We start from the raw sequence: 16,338 nt of genomic DNA on the forward strand, positions 1-16,338 counted from the left end.
GCCTGCATGAGCCTTGTTTTCGATGTGGCCATCGTCGGCGCGGGCGCGGCCGGCTTGTTTTGCGCCGGCATCGCGGGCCAGCGCGGGCTGCGCGTGCTGCTGCTCGATCACGCGCCCAAGGTGGCCGAGAAAATCCGCATCTCCGGCGGCGGGCGCTGCAATTTCACCAACCGCGACCTCGACCCGCGCCAGCCGCAGCGCCATTTTCTTAGCGACAACCCGGCCTTTTGCCGCTCGGCGCTGGCGCGCTACACCCCGGCCGATTTCATCGCGCTGCTGCAACGCCACGGCGTGGCGTGGCAAGAAAAACACAAAGGCCAGTTGTTTTGCACCCGCTCGGCGCAGGACCTGATCGACCTGCTGCTGCGCGAATGCGCCGCCGGTGGCGTGACGCACTGGCAGCCTTGCCGCGTGCTGCACGTGGCGTATAGCGACCACAGCGCCCATGCCGAGGGGGTCGCCGCCCTGCCCTACACCCTGCAAACCGAGCGCGGCAGCGTGACTTGCCGCTCGCTGGTGGTGGCCACTGGCGGCTTGCCGGTGCCCAAAATCGGGGCCAGTGACTGGGGCTTGCGGCTGGCGCAGCGCTTTGGTTTGGCCTTGGTAGAGCCCCGGCCAGCGCTGGTGCCGCTCACATTCGAGGCCGCGGGCTGGGCCCCCTATGCCCACTTGGCCGGGCTGGCGCTGCCGGTGCGCGTGGCCACAGGCAGCAAAAAGCAGGCCATGGCTTTCGACGAAGACCTGCTCTTTACCCACCGCGGCCTGAGCGGCCCGGCGGGGCTGCAAATATCGAGCTACTGGAACCCCGGCCAGCCCTTGCGCATCGACCTGCACCCCCAGGCCCGGCTCGACGCCGCGCTGCAAACGGCCAAGGCGGCGGGCGGGCGCAAGCTGCTGCCCAAGGCATTGGCGCAGCACCTGCCGCAGCGCCTGTGCGACACCTGGACGCAGCACCGGCCCGACTGGCAACGCCCCTTGAGCGATTGCAGCGACAAGGCGCTGGCGCAACTGGCCGAGAGCCTGCACCACTGGACCCCCAGCCCCAGCGGCGACGAAGGCTGGGCCAAGGCTGAAGTGATGCGCGGCGGCGTGGATACGCGCCAGCTTTCCTCACAAAGCCTGGAGTCCAGCCAGCCGGGCTTGTATTTCATCGGCGAAGTGGTGGACGTGACCGGCTGGCTTGGCGGCTACAACTTCCAGTGGGCTTGGGCCAGCGCGCACGCCTGTGCACTGGCTTTGCCTTGCGGCCCACGCTGACACGGGCGTAGGGGAAACCAGGCGTGGGCAGCGCTCGCAAAGGCCTTGGGCGATAATCGGGCCCGTTTCCCATCCACGGCCCCATTCCTTTGCACCGGCAACCCCCATGACTGACACCCAACAACGCATCGACAGCTTGGTCAAATCGCACGACGTCGTGCTGTTCATGAAAGGCACCGCTTCCTTCCCCATGTGCGGATTTTCGGGTCGGGCCATGCAAATCCTGAAAGCCTGCGGCGTCGAGTCCAGCGCCGTCAAGGCCGTCAACGTGCTCGACGACCCAGCCATCCGCCAAGGCATCAAAGACTACAGCAACTGGCCCACCATCCCGCAACTGTATGTGCGCGGCGAGTTCATCGGCGGCTCCGACATCATGATGGAGATGTACGAGTCGGGCGAACTGCAGCAGGTGCTGTCCGCCTCCAAGGTCTGATTTCGGCGCCCTTTAGGCCAGCCGCCAGCGCTGCTGCGCCGCAAACACCGCGTTCGGGTAGGGGCTGCGGCCGCGGCTGCCGTTGTAGCGGCCCAGCGCCAAAAACAGATCGCCGCGCTCGCGGTCGAGGTAGTGGCGCATGATCACGCAGCCAAAGCGCAGATTGGTTTTGAGCTGAAACAGGCCGCCCACGTCGCCATCGCCGATCAAACGCGCCCAAAACGGCATGATCTGCATATAACCGCGCGCCCCCACGACCGAGATCGCAAACTGCCTAAAGCCGCTTTCGACCTGGATGAGGCCCAGCACCAGCGACTCGTCGAGCCCGGCGCGGCGGCTCTCGTACCACACCGTTTGTAAAAACTCGACCCGCTGTTGCAACTCGGGCTTGCGCCGCGCCAGCCGTGGGCTGATCTGCGTCAGCCAGCGCAAATAGGCCAAGCGCGCTTCGGTGCTGGCGAACTCGGGCTCGGGCGGGTCGTTGAACTCCACGGCGGCGCGCAAGGCATGGCGCACCGAGTCGGCCAGCGGCTCCTCCAACTGGCTGGCCGCCACCGGGCGCAGCGGCCAAGCGGCCGAGGCCGCGGCGGCGCAGCCCAAGGCGGCGCTGGCCCAGCGGCGGCGGCTCCAGCCCGAGGTCATATCCATACCCCTTGGGTTCACAAGCCCAGGCGCTGGCGCAGCCACGGCAGCGCCTCATTCAGCGCCAGCTTGCTGGCTTGCGCCTCGCGCCGGTGCTGGTACTCGATCTGGCCCTCTTTGAGGCCCTTGTCGCCCACCGTCAGGCGGTGCGGAACGCCGATCAGTTCCCAATCGGCAAACATGGCCCCTGGGCGCTCGCCGCGGTCATCCAGCAGCACATCGACCCCCAGCGCCTTGAGTTCGCCATAGAGCCGCTCGGCCGCCTCGCGCACCGCAGGGCTGCGATCCATGCCGATCGGGCAGATCACCAGCGTGAAGGGGGCGATGGCGTCGGGCCAGATGATGCCGCGCTCGTCGTGGTTTTGTTCGATCGCCGCTGCGGGCAGGCGCGTGATGCCGATGCCGTAGCAGCCCATCTCGAACGGTTTGGGCTTGCCGTCTTCGTCCAGAAACGTGGCGTTCATGGCGCGGCTGTATTTGGTGCCGAGGTAGAACACATGCCCGACTTCGATGCCGCGCTCGATTTGCAGCTCCCCGGCCCCGTCGGGCGAGGGGTCGCCCGGCAACACGTTGCGGATGTCGGCCACGCAATCGGGCTCGGGCAGGTCGCGGCCCCAGTTCACGCCGGTGAGGTGGTGGTCGGCTTGGTTGGCGCCGCAAACCCAGTCGGCCATCAGCGCCACTTCGCGGTCGGCCACCACTTGCACCGGCAACTTGAGCCCCAGCGGCCCAAGGTAGCCGGGACGGGTGCCAAAGTGGGCCACGATCTCGGCCTCGGTGGCAAAGCGGTAGCCCAGATTCAGCCCCGGCAGCTTGCCCACCTTGACCTCGTTCATGTCGTGGTCGCCGCGCAGCAGCAGCAGCCAGATGCGGCTGGCGATGATTTCGTCGCGCTCGTTGATCTCCTCGGTGGCCAGCACGATGGACTTGACGGTGCGCGCAAGCGGCAAGCCGAGCAGCGCCGCCACGTCGGCGCAGGTGCTTTTGCCCGGCGTCGGGGTGAGGGTGAGCGGCTGGCTGGCCGACGGGCGCGGCCCGGCCGGGGCCAGTGCCTCGGCTTTTTCGAGGTTGGCGGCGTAGCCGCTGTGTGGGCAATAGACGATGGCGTCTTCGCCGGTGGCGGCAATCACCTGGAATTCTTCGCTCAGGTCGCCGCCGATGGCCCCGCTGTCGGCCGCCACGGCGCGGTAGCGCAGCCCGAAGCGCTCAAAAATGCGCCGGTAGGCCGCCGCCATGGCCTGGTAGCTGGCTTGGGCCGCGTCGCGGTCGCGGTCGAAGCTGTAGGCGTCTTTCATGGTGAACTCGCGGCCGCGCATCAGGCCAAAGCGCGGCCGCCGCTCGTCGCGAAACTTGGTCTGGATCTGGTAAAAATTTTTCGGCAACTGCTTGTAGCTGCGCAGTTCCTGGCGCGCGATGTCGGTCACCACCTCTTCGCTGGTGGGCTGCACCACGAAGTCGCGCTGGTGCCGGTCTTGGATGCGCAGCAGCTCAGGGCCCATTTTTTCGAAGCGCCCGGTCTCTTGCCACAGCTCGGCCGGTTGCACCACCGGCATGCTGAGCTCGATCGCTCCGGCGGCGTCCATTTCCTCGCGCACGATGCGCTCGACCTTGCGGATCACGCGCAAGCCCATGGGTAAATAGGTGTAAATGCCTGCCCCGAGCTTTTTGATCAGGCCGGCGCGCAGCATCAGGCGGTGGCTGGCCACTTCGGCGTCGGCCGGGGCTTCTTTGAGGGTGGAGATAAAGAACTGAGAGGCTTTCATGGGGCTTTGTGGCTGATGACCCGATGCACCGCCACCCCGTCCAAGGCAGAACCGCGCACGGCGGCACGACCGCACCGGCGCCGCAACCCAAGGGTTCAGCCAGGCCCGGATTTGGCCAGCGCCGACCTCGGAAATGCCACCAGCGCGTGCGCCAGCGGTGCATAATCGAGTCAGTTTAAAAATTGGGGTTGATTATGCTTGACAGAGACGGCTTTAGGCCGAACGTCGGCATCATTCTGCTCAACCAGAAGAACCAGGTGTTCTGGGGCAAACGCATCCGCACCCACTCTTGGCAATTTCCGCAAGGCGGCATCGACCGGGGCGAGTCCCCCGAGCAGGCCATGTTTCGCGAGTTGCACGAAGAGGTCGGACTCAAGCCCGAGCATGTGAGCATCGTGGCCCGCACACGAGACTGGTTGCGCTACGAGGTGCCGGACCGCTACATCCGCCGCGAGGCGCGCGGTCACTACAAGGGCCAGAAACAGATCTGGTATTTGCTGCGTCTGCTCGGCGGCGACTGGCTGCTCAACTTGCGCGCCAGCAACCACCCAGAGTTCGACGCCTGGCGCTGGCACGACTACTGGGTGCCGCTGGATGTGGTGGTGGAATTCAAACGCGGCGTCTATGAAATGGCGCTCACCGAGCTGGCGCGGCATTTGCCCGCTGACGCACGCCCACGCAGCGCTCGCTCTGCGCTGCGCCCACGCGCCAGCTTGGCCGCCCCAGGCCAGCCCGACCCATCCGGCGCGGCAAGTGGCAGCGCGGGTCTGGCACACCTGATGCCACCGCACATGGAGCTCCCCCCGGGTGCCGTTTTCGACCCCGTCCCCCAGTTTGAGGGCAGCATACCCACGCCCCTACACACCGATCGGTCCTCCACCCCATGAGCACGCTCCACCTGTCTGCCCCCCTTGCGCCCAAGCGGGCCGTTTCTGCTGCCCGGCAAGCAGGCAGTGGACGCCTGCGTTGGATGGCGGCTTGGGCACTGGGCGCCAGCTTGTTGGCAGCCTTGGCCCCCGCGCAGGCCCAATTTTTGACCGAAGGCGAGCAGTGGCAGGAAGGGTCCGTCCCGCCGGCGCCCCCCTTCAGCACCCTGGGCTTGGTGCCCTTCGAGGTCGGGGTGGATTCGCCGCTGCGCTTTGGCTTGGTGCCCGATGCGCTGCAGCTTGGCGCCGACGGCGTGATTCGCTACGTGGTGGTGGCACAAAGCGCGAGCGGCGCGGTCAACGTGCTCTACGAGGGCCTGCGCTGCCGCACCCAAGAGATGCGCACCTACGCGCGCTGGTCGCCCACGCAACTGCCGCTGCCCACCCCCTTTGGTGCCGAGGCTGGCCAGTGGCGCAGCGCCGGCGAGACCCGCTGGCAAGGCTGGCGCGACCACGCGGCAGGCCGCCCGGCTTGGGCGCTGGCGCGCGCCGGTCTGTGCGACGGGGCCGCCCCCAACGGCCGCCCGGCGCAGATGCTGCAAGCGCTGCGCCAAAACCCGCCGCTGCGCTGAGCCGTGCCGCACCCGGGGCGCGGCGCCCGCGCGCTTGGTTCGCGCAGCCGCTCAGCCGCTGCGGCTGGTGAGCACCAGGTTGTCGCGGTGGATCATCTCGGCCTCGGCGGCGTAGCCCAGCAGGCGCTCGAAATCCGCTGAAGATTTGCGGCACAGCAAGCGCGCTTCGGCGGCGCTGTAGTTGGCCAGGCCGCGCGCCAGCTCGCTGCCATCGGGTGCGCGCAGCGCGATCACGTCGCCGCGCGCAAACTCGCCCTCGACCGCCGTCATGCCAATCGGCAGCAGGCTCTTGCCCTCTTGCACGATCTTGGCGGCGGCCCCGGCATCCAGCCGCACCGCGCCGCGCAATTGCAAATGGTCGGCCATCCACTGCTTGCGCGCTTGCAGCTTGGGTGTATCGGACAACAAACAGGTGCCGATCGGTTCGCCTGCTAGCAGGCGCAGCAGCGCGTCGGGCTCGCGCCCCCAGGCGATCACGGTGCTGGCGCCCGAGCCCGCAGCGCGTTTGGCGGCCAAAATTTTGGTGATCATGCCGCCGGTGCCGATGCGCGAACCGGCCCCGCCCGCCATGGCTTCGAGCTCCGGGTCGCCCGCACGCGCCGCCGCGATGAAGCGCGCATCCGCTTGTTTGCGCGGGTCGGCGCTGTAGAGCCCTTTTTGGTCGGTCAGGATCACCAGCAGGTCGGCCTCGACCAAGTTGGCCACCAGCGCGCCCAGGGTGTCGTTGTCGCCGAACTTGATCTCGTCGGTGACCACGGTGTCGTTCTCATTGATCACCGGCAGCACCTGGTGCGCCAGCAGCGTGAGCAGGGTCGAGCGGGCATTCAGGTAGCGCTCGCGGTCGGCCAGGTCGGCGTGCGTGAGCAGCACCTGCGCGCTGCGCAGCCCGAGCTGGCGCAGCTTGCTTTCGTACATCTGCACCAGCCCCATCTGGCCCACCGCCGCCGCCGCTTGCAGCTCGTTGATGGCTTTGGGGCGCACCGCCCAGCCCAAGCGCTTCATGCCCTCTGCAATGGCGCCGCTGCTGACCATGATCAGCTCGCGCCCCTGCCCCACCAAGGCGCTTAGCTGCACGCTCCACTGACCAATGGCGGCCTCATCGAGCCCGCGGCCCTCGTTGGTGACGAGGCTGGAGCCGACCTTGACCACGATGCGCCGCGCCGCGCGCAAGCGCTCGGCCACGGCGGCTTCGGTGACGCGCCAATCGGGCGCTGGGCGGGCTGGATCCATGGGAGCAAAAAAGATTGGGGTGACTAAGGGGATGCCGGCAGCAGGCCTGAGTAAGCCGGGGCAGGGCTTAAGGGCTTAGGGGCTGACTTGGGGCTCGAAACGCGGATCGACCTCGACCGGTGGGCGTTCGGCCACTTGGCTGGCCGCAACGTGCTGGTAGATTTGCTGCACCAGGCGCTCGCAGCCCTCGCGCGTAAGGGCCGAAATCTCAAACACCGGCCCCTTGTGGCGGTAGCGGCGCACGAAATCGCGCACCCGCTGCGCGCGTTCTTCGGCGGGCACCATGTCGAGCTTGTTGAGCACCAGCCAGCGTGGCTTGGCGTGCAAGGCCGGGTCGTATTTTTTCAGCTCTTTGACGATAGCACGCGCCTGCAGCACCGGGTCCACCGCCGCGTCAAAGGGGGCCAGATCGACGATGTGCAGCAGCAGCCGGGTGCGCTGCAGGTGGCGCAGAAACAGGTGTCCGAGCCCGGCGCCTTCGGCCGCACCTTCGATCAGGCCCGGCAGGTCGGCGATCACAAAGCTTTTTTCCGGCCCCACCCGCACCACGCCAAGGTTGGGGTGCAGCGTGGTGAAGGGGTAATCGGCGATCTTGGGGCGGGCGTTGGAAACGGCGGTGATGAAGGTCGATTTGCCGGCGTTGGGCATGCCCAGCAAGCCGACATCGGCCAACAGCTTGAGTTCGAGCTGCAGGTTGAAGCGCTGGCCCGGGTAGCCGGGGGTTTTTTGGCGTGGGGCGCGGTTGATCGCGCTCTTGAAGCGCAGGTTGCCAAAGCCGCCATCGCCGCCCTTGGCCAGCAGCACCAGTTGCCCGGGCTGCAACAACTCGTGCAACAAGGCCCCGCTGTCGGCGTCGCGCACCAAGGTGCCGACCGGCATTTTCAGCACGATGTCTTCACCCTTGTGGCCAAACATGTCGGAACCCTTGCCGTGCTCGCCGCGCTGGGCCTCAAACTTGCGCGTGTAGCGAAAGTCAACCAGCGTGTTGAGGTTTTCATCGGCCAGCGCGTAGACGTGGCCGCCACGGCCGCCGTCGCCGCCATCGGGGCCGCCGAATTCCTTGTATTTTTCGTGCCTAAAGGAGGCGCAACCGCTGCCGCCATCGCCCGCTGCAACCTCGATCCTGGTTTCGTCAACAAACTTCATGGCCGGATTGTCGCTCAATCGTAAAAAAAAGAAAGGCCCGCAGCTGCGGGCCTTTGCGAAACTGGGCCGACCCCGACGAGGCGGGGACCGCTAACAGCCTTTTAGCTGGCCTTGACGCTGATCACCTTGCGGTTGAGGGCGCCCTGAACAGAAAACCCCACCGTGCCATCGACAGTGGCAAAAATGGTGTGGTCTTTGCCGATGCCGGTGCCGGTGCCGGGGTGGAATTTGGTGCCACGCTGGCGCACGATGATCGCGCCGGCCGAGATTTCTTGGCCGCCAAACACCTTAACGCCCAGCATCTTGGGTTGTGAGTCGCGGCCGTTGCGGGTTGAGCCGCCGCCTTTTTTCTGTGCCATGGTGTGCCGCTCCTTAAGCCTGGATCGAGCCGATCTGCAGCTCGGTGAAGTTTTGCCGATGGCCTTGACGCTTCTGGTAGTGCTTGCGACGGCGCATCTTGAAGATGCGGATTTTGTCGCCACGACCGTGCGAGACCACAGTGGCTGTGACCGTTGCGCCGCTGACCAAGGGCGTGCCAACCTGGATGCTGTCGCCGCTGCCGACGGCCAACACCTGGTCGATCACGATTTCTTGGCCCACGTCCGCAGCAATCTGTTCTACTTTAAGTTTTTCGCCAACGGCAACGCGATACTGCTTGCCGCCGGTTTTTATGACCGCGTACATTGGAAACCTCAAATGGTGATTTCTTCGGGCTGATTCCCAAAGAATCGAGCATTATACCAAAAACGGGTGGGATGATGGTGCCGCCTGTCGGATTCGAACTGACGACCTACCGCTTACAAGGCGGTTGCTCTACCAACTGAGCTAAGGCGGCACAGGGTGCGTATTCTACTTCACGCGCCGCAACGCTGGCCGGCCACCGGGGCCGCCACCCGGCTTGGGCGGATCCGATGAAGCCTCCGAGTCGTCCGAGTCCAAGCCCAGCTCAGGGGCGTCGGCTTCGACCACTTTCAGCCCCACGCGTGCGCCCTCTTCCTCGGTTTGCAGCAGCGGCGCAGGCGCTTCAAAAGCCATGCCCTGGCCGTTTTCATGGGCGTAAATGGCCAGCACATGGTCGATCGGCACCTGCACCTCGCGCGGCACACCGCCAAAACGGGCCTTGAACTCGATCGTCTCGTTGCCCAGTTGCAGGTTGCTGGTGGCCTCGTAGCTGGTGTTGAGAACGATTTTCCCCTCTTGCACGAACTCGCGCGGCACCCGCACGGTGGCGTCGACCGCCACCACCAGGTAGGGCGTAAAGCCGTTGTCGCTGCACCACTCGTGCAGGGCACGAATCAGATAAGGCCGGGTAGAAGGCAGAGGGTCCTGACTCATGGCGGCTCAGCCCTTATTTGCGCATCACTTTTTCGGACGGGGTGAGCGCCTCGATATAGGCCGGGCGCGAGAAAATGCGCTCGGCATACTTGAGCAGCGGCGCGGCGTTCTTGCTCAGCTCGATGCCGTAATGGTCGAGGCGCCACAGCAGCGGCGCAATCGCCACGTCGAGCATCGAGAAGTGATCGCCCAGCATGAATTTGTTTTTCAGAAACACCGGGGCCAACTGGGTCAGGCGGTCGCGGATGTGGCTGCGGGCCTTGTCGATCGACTTGTCGCCACTCTTGAGGCTGCGGTTTTCCAGCACCGAGACGTGGACGAACAGCTCTTTTTCAAAGTTGAGCAAAAACAAACGCACCCTGGCCCGCTCGACCGGGTCGCCCGGCATCAGTTGCGGGTGCGGGAAGCGCTCGTCGATGTATTCGTTGATGATGTTGGACTCGTACAGGATCAGGTCGCGTTCGACCAGGATCGGCACCTGCGCGTAGGGGTTCATGAGCGCGATGTCTTCTGGCTTGTTGTACAGGTCGACATCGCGGATTTCAAAGTCCATGCCTTTTTCAAACAGCACGAAACGGCAGCGGTGCGAGAACGGGCAGGTGGTGCCCGAATACAAAACCATCATGGGCTAAGGCTCCTAGCTAGAAAAAACAAACAGTGGTGCACCCCATCGCCTCGAAATGCGGGGCGGGGCAGACCACTGTCAAGAGCAGGCCGGGCGCAAGCACTGGGCCTGCCGGAATTATTTGATGTCTTTCCAATATTCCTTGTTCAGGCGCCAAGCCAGAACGGTAAAGCCGGCCAAGAACAAGAGCACAAAAATCCCCAAGGTTTGGCGCTGGTCTTTGGCGGGTTCGGCCATCCAGTCGAGGAAAGCCACCAATTCGGCCACCGAGCGGTCAAATTCTTCGGGGCTTTGGGTGCCGGGTGTCACCTGCTCCCAGCCGGCAAAAACCTGGGTGCTGCTGCCATCGGGGCCGGCCACCGTTTGCATCACGGGTCGGCGCTCGCCTTGCAAATACCACAAGGGGTTGGGCATGGCGATGGTCGGGAAGGCCTTGTTGTTCCAGCCGTGAGCGACGGTGTCATCGCGGTAGTAGGAGCGCAACATCGTGTAGATGTAATCCGTACCACCCGAGCCCGCGCGCGAGCGCGTGATCATCGTCAGGTCGGGCGCCGCCTTGCCCCAGAACACCTTGGCGTCGGCCGGGCTGATCGCCGCTTGCATCAGGTCACCCACGCGCTCGCCGGTGAACATGAGGTTATCCCGAATCTGGCGCTCGGTCAGGCCCAGCTCTTTGAAGCGCTTGTAGCGCTCAAAGGAGGCCGAGTGGCAGCTCAGGCAGTAGTTGACGAACAGGTGCGCTCCGCGTTGCAGCGCCTCCAAATCGTTGCTCAGATCGGGGGCCTGATCAAGCGGCGCCGAGCCCTTGGCCGCCACCGCACCCGAGATCAGTCCAAAGGCCAACAGGCAGGCCACAATCCAATTTTTCATTTTTCTAGACTCCTGCGCTGGTTCAGTGGGGGGTGAAGGTCACGCGGCTGGGCACGGGCTTGAAGTCGCCCCAGCGGCTCCACCACGGCATCAGCAGGAAGAAGCCGAGGTAGAACAAGGTGCCAAACTGCGAGAATCGGGTGCTGAGGGTCGAAGGTGGCAGCACCCCGAAATACGTCAGAATGAAAAAGTTGAGCACAAAAGCGCCGTAGAGGTATTTGTTCCACGTTGGGCGGTAGCGGATCGAAGCCACAGGTGAGCGGTCAAGCCAAGGCAGGAAGCACAGGATCACGACGGCCGCACCCATGATGACCACGCCCCAGAACATGGCGTCTAGGCCCAACAGCATGAGCGACCCCACGACGGCACCACCCAGCACCAAGGCTTTGCCCTTGGTGCCAAAGCCGGCGCGGAAGATGCCGTGGAAGGCCGCAAACCAGACGGCTGCGGTCAGGACGTACATGAACTCGGTGGTGACGGCGCGCAGCATGGAGTAGTAGGCTGCAAAGTACCAGACCGGAGCGATGTGCGCTGGTGTCACCAGCGGGTCGGCCGGAATCAGGTTGGTGTACTTGAGGAAGTAGCCGCCGCCGGAGGGCGCAAAGAACACCACCGCCGAAAAGATCATCAGAAACACGCCCACACCCATCAGGTCGTGCACCGAGTAGTAGGGGTGGAAGGGGATGCCGTCGACCGGCTTGCCGGAGGCGTCTTTGAGCTTTTTGATCTCGACGCCGTCGGGGTTGTTGGAACCCACTTCGTGCAGCGCGATGATGTGCGCCACCACCAAGCCCAGCAGCACCAGCGGCAGGGCGATCACGTGCAAGCTGAAAAAGCGGTTCAGGGTGGCGTCGCCGACCACGAAGTCGCCGCGGATGAGCAGCGCCAGATCGGGGCCGATGATGGGAATGGCCGCGAACAGGTTGACGATCACCGCCGCACCCCAGAACGACATCTGACCCCAAGGCAGCAGGTAGCCGGTAAAGGCGATTGCCATCATGGCCAGCAGAATGCCGCAGCCAAAGAGCCAGATCAGTTCGCGTGGGCGCCGGTAGGAACCGTAGATCAGGCCACGGAACATGTGCATATAGACCACGATGAAGAAGAACGAGGCCCCGGTGGAGTGGATGTAGCGGATCAGCCAACCCCACTCGACTTCGCGCATGATGTACTCGACCGAGGCAAAGGCCACCGGCACACCGGCCGCGTTGAGCGTGGCGTCGGGCTTGTAGTGCATCACCAAGAAGATGCCGGTGACGATCTGGATCACCAGCACCAGCAAGGCCAGCGAGCCGAAGAAGTACCAAAAGTTGAGGTTCTTGGGCGCGTAGTATTCGGCCAAATGCTCTTTGTAGAGCTTGCTCAGGGGGAAGCGGTTGTCGACCCAGTTGAGCAGTTGCTCACCCGCTGGAGCGTTGGGGGAGATTTCTTTGAATTCGGCTGCCATGATCTTCCTCTAATCGCCGCTTCAGGCTTGCTGGTCTTCGCCGACCAACAGCAGGGTGTCGGACAGGTACTGATGGGGTGGGATTTCGAGGTTGTCGGGGGCGGGCATGTTGGCAAACACGCGCCCCGAGAGGTCGAAAGCCGAGCCGTGGCAGGGGCAGAAAAAGCCACCTGGCCAATCGCTGGGCAGCCCCGGCTGGTCGCCCGGGGTGAAACGGGAGGTGGGCGAACAGCCGAAGTGGGTGCACACGCCCACCGCGACCAGAAACTCAGGCTTGATCGAGCGGTTGCGATTGCGCGCGTATTCGGGTATGGGGAACACGGTGCGCTCGGACTCGGGGTCGGCCAGACGCGGCTCGATTTTTTCGAGCGAGGCGATCATTTCGGGCGTGCGGTGCAAAATCCAGACCGGGCGGCCGCGCCACTCGATCACCATTTTCTCGCCCGGCTGCAAGCGAGAAATATCGACCTCGACCGATGCACCGGCGGCGCGGGCGCGCGCCGATGGCTGAATGGAACTGACGAAGGGAACGGCGACCGCAGCTGCCCCCACGCCGCCCATGGCGCAGGTGGAAATCAGCCAAACACGGCGACCGTTGTCAACGGTGGCTTCGCTCATGGGTATCTTTCTGTGACGTGAGAACTCGGCTACCCGCACGGCGCGCGCTGGATGGAAACCAAGCAGCGCATCGGGTCAACCCTGATTGTAAGGGATTGTCACCACACAATCGGGGGCATGGCCCTATGCCGCACTCAGGTGGAAGCCGCCCCCAGCGCCGCTTCAAGTGCAGCCATTAAACTGGAGGGATCGGCCCTGCCGCTGCCCGCCAAATCGAAGGCGGTGCCGTGGTCGGGACTGGTGCGCAAAAAAGGCAGGCCCAGCGTGGTGTTGACGCCCTGCTCCAGCCCCAGATACTTGACCGGAATCAGGCCTTGGTCGTGGTACATGGCGACCACCACATCGAACTCGCCCCGGCGCGCGCGCATGAAAACCGTGTCGGGCGCAAAAGGGCCTTGGGCATCGATGCCCGCCGCCCGCGCAGCCTCGATGGCGGGGGCGATGTGTTCAATTTCTTCGCGCCCAAACAGACCCCCCTCGCCCGCGTGCGGGTTCAGACCCGCCACCGCGATGCGGCAATGGGGTCGGCCCAACACCTGCGAAAAATGCCGGTGCGTCAGGTGCACCGTTTGCAGCACCTGCGCCTGGGTGACGCAATCGATGGCAGCACGCAAGGGCACGTGAATGCTCACCAAGACCGTGTGCAACTCGGCGTTGGAGAGCATCATGCGCACCGGCACCTGTTCAATGCGCTGGCCTAGGTGCGCCGCGGTGAGTGCCTGCAGCATCTCGGTGTGGCCGGGGTAGCCGATGCCGGCGGCGTGCCACGCCGCTTTGTGGATGGGGGCCGTGACCAGTGCGGCGGCTTCGCCCCGCAAAACCGCTAGGGTGGCCCAATCGACGGCCGCATGGGCCGCGCGCCCGGCCACGGCGCTGACCTGGCCCAGCGGCGGCAACTCAGCCATGGGTGGCAGGGCCAGCAGCGGCAGGCAACGCGGCGGCAACGCGGTGGCTTGCTGGAAATTTTCCAGCGGCGCCAACGGCAGCAGGCCGCCGCTCAGGGCCACGGCACGGCGCATCACGGCCAAGTCGGCCACCACCACGCAGCGGCGGGACCAGTCGGGCCGCAAGCGAAACACCTGCGCAATCAGCTCCGGCCCGACGCCGGCCGGGTCGCCCATGCTGATGGCGATTGGGCGCGAAGCACTCATGCGGGGTTGTCGACGTCGATGAACTGGTGTGTGAGGCCCAGCTCGGCCGCCACCGCCGCCCCCAGTGCGGGGGCGCCGTAGCGCTCGGTGGCGTGGTGGCCGCAAGCTAGGTAGGCCACGCCGCATTCGCGCGCCAAATGGGTTTGCGGCTCCGAGAGCTCGCCGGTGATGAAGGCATCGACCCCGGCGGCAATGGCCGCCTCAAAATAATCTTGTGCACCGCCGCTGCACCAGCCGATGCGGCGCAGTGCGCGGCCTGGCGCGTCGATCAGCGTCACGGGCCGCCCCAGGCGCTGTTGCACATGCGCCGCCAGCGCGCGGGCGTCGGGGCATTCGGTGTGGCCGACGAAGCCCAAATCTTGTTCGCCGAAGCGGCCCCAGCCATCGGCCAGCGGGCTAAAACCCAAGCGCTGGGCCAGTTGGGCGTTGTTGCCCAGGCTGGGATGCGCATCAAGGGGCAGGTGGTAGGCCAGCAGGTTCACATCGTGTGCCAGCAGCAGGGCCAGGCGCTGCTTCATCCAGCCAGTGACGCAGGCGCTCTGGCCGCGCCAGAACAGGCCATGGTGCACCAAAATGGCGTCGGCCCCGGCCTCAATGGCGCGCTCGATCAACTCGCGGCTGGCGGTGACGCCGCTGACCAGGTGCCGCACCCGCGCCCGGCCTTCGACCTGCAGGCCGTTGGGGCCGTAGTCTTTGAAGCGTTCGGGCTGCAGCGTGGCGTCGAGGTGGCGCAGCAGCAAGCCGGTTTCGACCGCTGGTGCAGTGGAACAGGAGGCAGGGGATGCGGCTAAAGATGTGGACATGGCGCAGGCTCACCGGACACTAAACGTGCCCGATTGTCGCACCCCTACCCCGCAACGGGGAACTCAGGTCTGACCCGAGGGACGGCCTGCCTGACCTTGTTTCTGGCGCTGTTTTTCCTCACGCTCCGACTCTTCCATCTTGGTGACAAAATAGCGATAAAACCAAGCCGCCATGACGATCACGCCGATGATCGTGACGATGCTCAGCACGCCGTAGCTGGTGGAAAACAATTCAATCCAAGCGTCCATGACCTCTCCAATCGTGTGTGTATTGCCGGTGCATCGCATTAGAACCCAGTTTTGTGGCAGGCTTTTTGACGCAGGTCAAACTGGCTGCGCTTCGGGCGGCGCGCAACCATGAGGCGCTACTGGCTGCTGTTTTCCCAGACCGTGACGGTGTTGCTGGCGGCGTGGTTCGTGGTCGCCACCTTGCAGCCGCAGTGGTTGCAGCGCCCGGCGCTGATTCGCACCGTCCCGCTGCTGGAAGCCCCCGGCGCAGTGCGCAGCGAGGCGGTGGCTGCGGCCAGCTTGAGTGCGGCCGCACAGGCGGCCGCCCCGGCCGTGGTGAGCATCAGCGCACGCCAAGCCCCACGACAGCACCCGCACGCCGACGACCCTTGGTTTCGCTTCTTTTTTGGCGACCAAGGGCCGCGCACGCCACAAACCGGGCTCGGCTCTGGGGTGATCATCAGCAGCGCCGGCCACGTGCTGACCAACCACCACGTGATCGCCGAAGCCGAAGAAATCGAGGTCCAGCTCAGAGATGGCCGCCAAGCGCTGGCCCGGGTGGTAGGGACCGACCCAGACACCGACTTGGCGGTGCTGCAAATCGATCTGCCCGATCTGCCGGTGGCGGTGCTGGGCGACTCTGACGCGCTGCGCGTAGGCGATGCGGTGCTGGCCATCGGCAACCCCTTTGGGGTCGGCCAGACGGTCACCGGGGGCATCGTCAGCGCCTTGGGGCGCACGCAACTGGGCATCAATACCTTTGAGAACTTTATCCAGACCGATGCCGCCATCAACCCCGGCAACTCGGGCGGCGCGCTGGTGGATGTGCAAGGGCATTTGATCGGCATCAACACCGCCATTTTTACGCGCTCGGGCGGCTTTATGGGCATCGGTTTTGCCATCCCCACCTCCACGGCGCGCCAGGTGCTGGAGGCGATCGTGCGCGATGGCGCGGTGACACGCGGCTGGATCGGGGTTGAGCCGCAAGCGATCTCGCCCGAATTGGCGCAGCACTTTGGCTTGCGCCGCGCGCAGGGGGTGCTCATCATTGGGGTGCTGCGCAACGCGCCAGCGGAGCAGGCCGGAATTCGGCCCGGCGACGTGGTGCTGAGCGTGGCCGGGCAGCCGGTAGCCGACGTGGCGGCCTTGCTGGCGGCGGTGGCCGCCTTGCCGCCGGGGCAGGTCACGCCATTGCAAATTGAGCGCCAAGGCGAGTCGCTCACGCTGCAGGTAACACCTAGGCGGCGCCCGCCTCCACCGCCTGCAACCGAAGCCAACGGGCGCTGAAAACG

At 65.2% G+C, this 16,338-nt stretch carries 19 protein-coding genes and 1 tRNA gene; 5 read left to right on the forward strand and 15 right to left on the reverse strand.

All coding sequences use genetic code 11. The features are described from left to right. The first annotated feature begins 6 nt into the window (after positions 1–6). Both SRAH_RS05410 and grxD read left to right on the forward strand, forming a co-directional pair. On the forward strand, positions 7–1,257 hold the full coding sequence (locus SRAH_RS05410; RefSeq protein ID WP_029462332.1) for a BaiN/RdsA family NAD(P)/FAD-dependent oxidoreductase: 1,251 nt from the start codon (positions 7–9) through the stop codon (positions 1,255–1,257). Positions 1,258–1,363: 106 nt separating this feature from the next. Further along, a complete protein-coding gene (gene grxD, locus SRAH_RS05415) occupies positions 1,364–1,690 on the forward strand; it encodes a Grx4 family monothiol glutaredoxin (protein WP_029462333.1) in 327 nt (108 codons plus the stop codon). 12 nt (positions 1,691–1,702) lie between these two features. Here the strand turns inward: grxD and SRAH_RS05420 are convergent, their stop codons facing one another. Both SRAH_RS05420 and SRAH_RS05425 read right to left on the reverse strand, forming a co-directional pair. Continuing rightward, on the reverse strand, positions 1,703–2,332 hold the full coding sequence (locus SRAH_RS05420) for a lytic transglycosylase domain-containing protein (RefSeq protein WP_029462334.1): 630 nt from the start codon (positions 2,330–2,332) through the stop codon (positions 1,703–1,705). A 17-nt stretch (positions 2,333–2,349) separates the two neighbouring features. Beyond that, complete coding sequence (locus SRAH_RS05425; RefSeq protein WP_029462335.1) at positions 2,350–4,095, reverse strand: proline--tRNA ligase; 1,746 nt, start codon at positions 4,093–4,095, stop codon at positions 2,350–2,352. Positions 4,096–4,289: 194 nt separating this feature from the next. On the opposite strand from SRAH_RS05425, the gene SRAH_RS05430 reads away from it, so the two are divergent. Then, the gene (locus SRAH_RS05430; protein ID WP_029462336.1) at positions 4,290–4,982 is read left to right on the forward strand and encodes an RNA pyrophosphohydrolase; all 693 of its coding nucleotides are present in this window, start codon (positions 4,290–4,292) and stop codon (positions 4,980–4,982) included. Continuing rightward, positions 4,979–5,593, forward strand: a complete 615-nt coding sequence (locus tag SRAH_RS05435) for a CNP1-like family protein (protein ID WP_082210078.1) — start codon at positions 4,979–4,981, stop codon at positions 5,591–5,593. The genes SRAH_RS05430 and SRAH_RS05435 overlap by 4 nt, the downstream gene beginning before the upstream one ends. Before the next feature lie 51 nt (positions 5,594–5,644). Here the strand turns inward: SRAH_RS05435 and proB are convergent, their stop codons facing one another. From proB to SRAH_RS05500, 13 genes are all read right to left on the reverse strand, one after another. Beyond that, on the reverse strand, positions 5,645–6,823 hold the full coding sequence (gene proB, locus SRAH_RS05440) for a glutamate 5-kinase (protein WP_045476287.1): 1,179 nt from the start codon (positions 6,821–6,823) through the stop codon (positions 5,645–5,647). Positions 6,824–6,898: 75 nt separating this feature from the next. Further along, positions 6,899–7,969, reverse strand: coding sequence for an Obg family GTPase CgtA (gene cgtA / locus SRAH_RS05445; protein WP_029462339.1), 1,071 nt, complete (start codon positions 7,967–7,969; stop codon positions 6,899–6,901). Between the two features lie 101 nt (positions 7,970–8,070). Beyond that, positions 8,071–8,328, reverse strand: a complete 258-nt coding sequence (gene rpmA, locus SRAH_RS05450) for a 50S ribosomal protein L27 (protein WP_029462340.1) — start codon at positions 8,326–8,328, stop codon at positions 8,071–8,073. A 13-nt stretch (positions 8,329–8,341) separates the two neighbouring features. Beyond that, a complete protein-coding gene (gene rplU, locus SRAH_RS05455; RefSeq protein WP_029462341.1) occupies positions 8,342–8,653 on the reverse strand; it encodes a 50S ribosomal protein L21 in 312 nt (103 codons plus the stop codon). Positions 8,654–8,728: 75 nt separating this feature from the next. After that, a tRNA-Thr gene (locus tag SRAH_RS05460) sits at positions 8,729–8,804 on the reverse strand. A 14-nt stretch (positions 8,805–8,818) separates the two neighbouring features. After that, positions 8,819–9,304: a ClpXP protease specificity-enhancing factor gene (locus SRAH_RS05465; RefSeq protein ID WP_029462342.1), complete on the reverse strand. Its 486-nt coding sequence runs from the start codon at positions 9,302–9,304 to the stop codon at positions 8,819–8,821. Positions 9,305–9,317: 13 nt separating this feature from the next. Then, the gene (locus SRAH_RS05470; RefSeq protein WP_029462343.1) at positions 9,318–9,929 is read right to left on the reverse strand and encodes a glutathione S-transferase N-terminal domain-containing protein; all 612 of its coding nucleotides are present in this window, start codon (positions 9,927–9,929) and stop codon (positions 9,318–9,320) included. A 117-nt stretch (positions 9,930–10,046) separates the two neighbouring features. Continuing rightward, positions 10,047–10,799 carry a cytochrome c1 gene (locus tag SRAH_RS05475; RefSeq protein ID WP_029462344.1) on the reverse strand — a complete coding sequence of 251 codons (753 nt, stop codon included), beginning with the start codon at positions 10,797–10,799 and terminating at the stop codon, positions 10,047–10,049. Between the two features lie 22 nt (positions 10,800–10,821). Next, on the reverse strand, positions 10,822–12,246 hold the full coding sequence (locus SRAH_RS05480; RefSeq protein WP_029462345.1) for a cytochrome b: 1,425 nt from the start codon (positions 12,244–12,246) through the stop codon (positions 10,822–10,824). A 21-nt stretch (positions 12,247–12,267) separates the two neighbouring features. After that, complete coding sequence (gene petA, locus SRAH_RS05485; protein ID WP_029462346.1) at positions 12,268–12,864, reverse strand: ubiquinol-cytochrome c reductase iron-sulfur subunit; 597 nt, start codon at positions 12,862–12,864, stop codon at positions 12,268–12,270. Positions 12,865–12,998: 134 nt separating this feature from the next. After that, entirely contained in the window at positions 12,999–14,015 is a 1,017-nt protein-coding gene (pdxA, locus tag SRAH_RS05490; protein ID WP_029462347.1) for a 4-hydroxythreonine-4-phosphate dehydrogenase PdxA, read from the reverse strand. Next, the gene (locus SRAH_RS05495) at positions 14,012–14,818 is read right to left on the reverse strand and encodes a Nif3-like dinuclear metal center hexameric protein (RefSeq protein ID WP_082210079.1); all 807 of its coding nucleotides are present in this window, start codon (positions 14,816–14,818) and stop codon (positions 14,012–14,014) included. Before SRAH_RS05495 ends, pdxA begins: the two co-directional genes overlap by 4 nt. A 63-nt stretch (positions 14,819–14,881) precedes the next feature. Continuing rightward, positions 14,882–15,067 carry a DUF3149 domain-containing protein gene (locus tag SRAH_RS05500; RefSeq protein WP_029462349.1) on the reverse strand — a complete coding sequence of 62 codons (186 nt, stop codon included), beginning with the start codon at positions 15,065–15,067 and terminating at the stop codon, positions 14,882–14,884. A 108-nt stretch (positions 15,068–15,175) separates the two neighbouring features. Here SRAH_RS05500 and SRAH_RS05505 point away from each other — a divergent pair, with 108 nt between their 5' ends. Continuing rightward, entirely contained in the window at positions 15,176–16,333 is a 1,158-nt protein-coding gene (locus SRAH_RS05505; RefSeq protein ID WP_029462350.1) for a S1C family serine protease, read from the forward strand. Positions 16,334–16,338 lie beyond the last annotated feature (5 nt).

It is taken from the genome of Serpentinimonas barnesii, assembly GCF_000696225.1.
Classification (GTDB): Bacteria; Pseudomonadota; Gammaproteobacteria; order Burkholderiales; family Burkholderiaceae_C; genus Serpentinimonas; species Serpentinimonas barnesii.

Bases quoted from the DNA above. Each gene is read 5' to 3' on its own strand.
- SRAH_RS05420 (WP_029462334.1), bottom strand. From the start codon at position 2,332: ATGACCTCGGGCTGGAGCCGCCGCCGCTGGGCCAGCGCCGCCTTGGGC.
- SRAH_RS05470 (WP_029462343.1), bottom strand. From the start codon at position 9,929: ATGATGGTTTTGTATTCGGGCACCACCTGCCCGTTCTCGCACCGCTGC.
- SRAH_RS05465 (WP_029462342.1), bottom strand. From the start codon at position 9,304: ATGAGTCAGGACCCTCTGCCTTCTACCCGGCCTTATCTGATTCGTGCC.
- SRAH_RS05435 (WP_082210078.1), top strand. From the start codon at position 4,979: ATGAGCACGCTCCACCTGTCTGCCCCCCTTGCGCCCAAGCGGGCCGTT.
- rpmA (WP_029462340.1), bottom strand. From the start codon at position 8,328: ATGGCACAGAAAAAAGGCGGCGGCTCAACCCGCAACGGCCGCGACTCA.
- rplU (WP_029462341.1), bottom strand. From the start codon at position 8,653: ATGTACGCGGTCATAAAAACCGGCGGCAAGCAGTATCGCGTTGCCGTT.
- petA (WP_029462346.1), bottom strand. From the start codon at position 12,864: ATGAGCGAAGCCACCGTTGACAACGGTCGCCGTGTTTGGCTGATTTCC.
- SRAH_RS05500 (WP_029462349.1), bottom strand. From the start codon at position 15,067: ATGGACGCTTGGATTGAATTGTTTTCCACCAGCTACGGCGTGCTGAGC.
- SRAH_RS05495 (WP_082210079.1), bottom strand. From the start codon at position 14,818: ATGTCCACATCTTTAGCCGCATCCCCTGCCTCCTGTTCCACTGCACCA.
- pdxA (WP_029462347.1), bottom strand. From the start codon at position 14,015: ATGAGTGCTTCGCGCCCAATCGCCATCAGCATGGGCGACCCGGCCGGC.
- cgtA (WP_029462339.1), bottom strand. From the start codon at position 7,969: ATGAAGTTTGTTGACGAAACCAGGATCGAGGTTGCAGCGGGCGATGGC.
- SRAH_RS05475 (WP_029462344.1), bottom strand. From the start codon at position 10,799: ATGAAAAATTGGATTGTGGCCTGCCTGTTGGCCTTTGGACTGATCTCG.
- SRAH_RS05505 (WP_029462350.1), top strand. From the start codon at position 15,176: ATGAGGCGCTACTGGCTGCTGTTTTCCCAGACCGTGACGGTGTTGCTG.
- grxD (WP_029462333.1), top strand. From the start codon at position 1,364: ATGACTGACACCCAACAACGCATCGACAGCTTGGTCAAATCGCACGAC.
- SRAH_RS05410 (WP_029462332.1), top strand. From the start codon at position 7: ATGAGCCTTGTTTTCGATGTGGCCATCGTCGGCGCGGGCGCGGCCGGC.
- SRAH_RS05430 (WP_029462336.1), top strand. From the start codon at position 4,290: ATGCTTGACAGAGACGGCTTTAGGCCGAACGTCGGCATCATTCTGCTC.
- proB (WP_045476287.1), bottom strand. From the start codon at position 6,823: ATGGATCCAGCCCGCCCAGCGCCCGATTGGCGCGTCACCGAAGCCGCC.
- SRAH_RS05425 (WP_029462335.1), bottom strand. From the start codon at position 4,095: ATGAAAGCCTCTCAGTTCTTTATCTCCACCCTCAAAGAAGCCCCGGCC.
- SRAH_RS05480 (WP_029462345.1), bottom strand. From the start codon at position 12,246: ATGGCAGCCGAATTCAAAGAAATCTCCCCCAACGCTCCAGCGGGTGAG.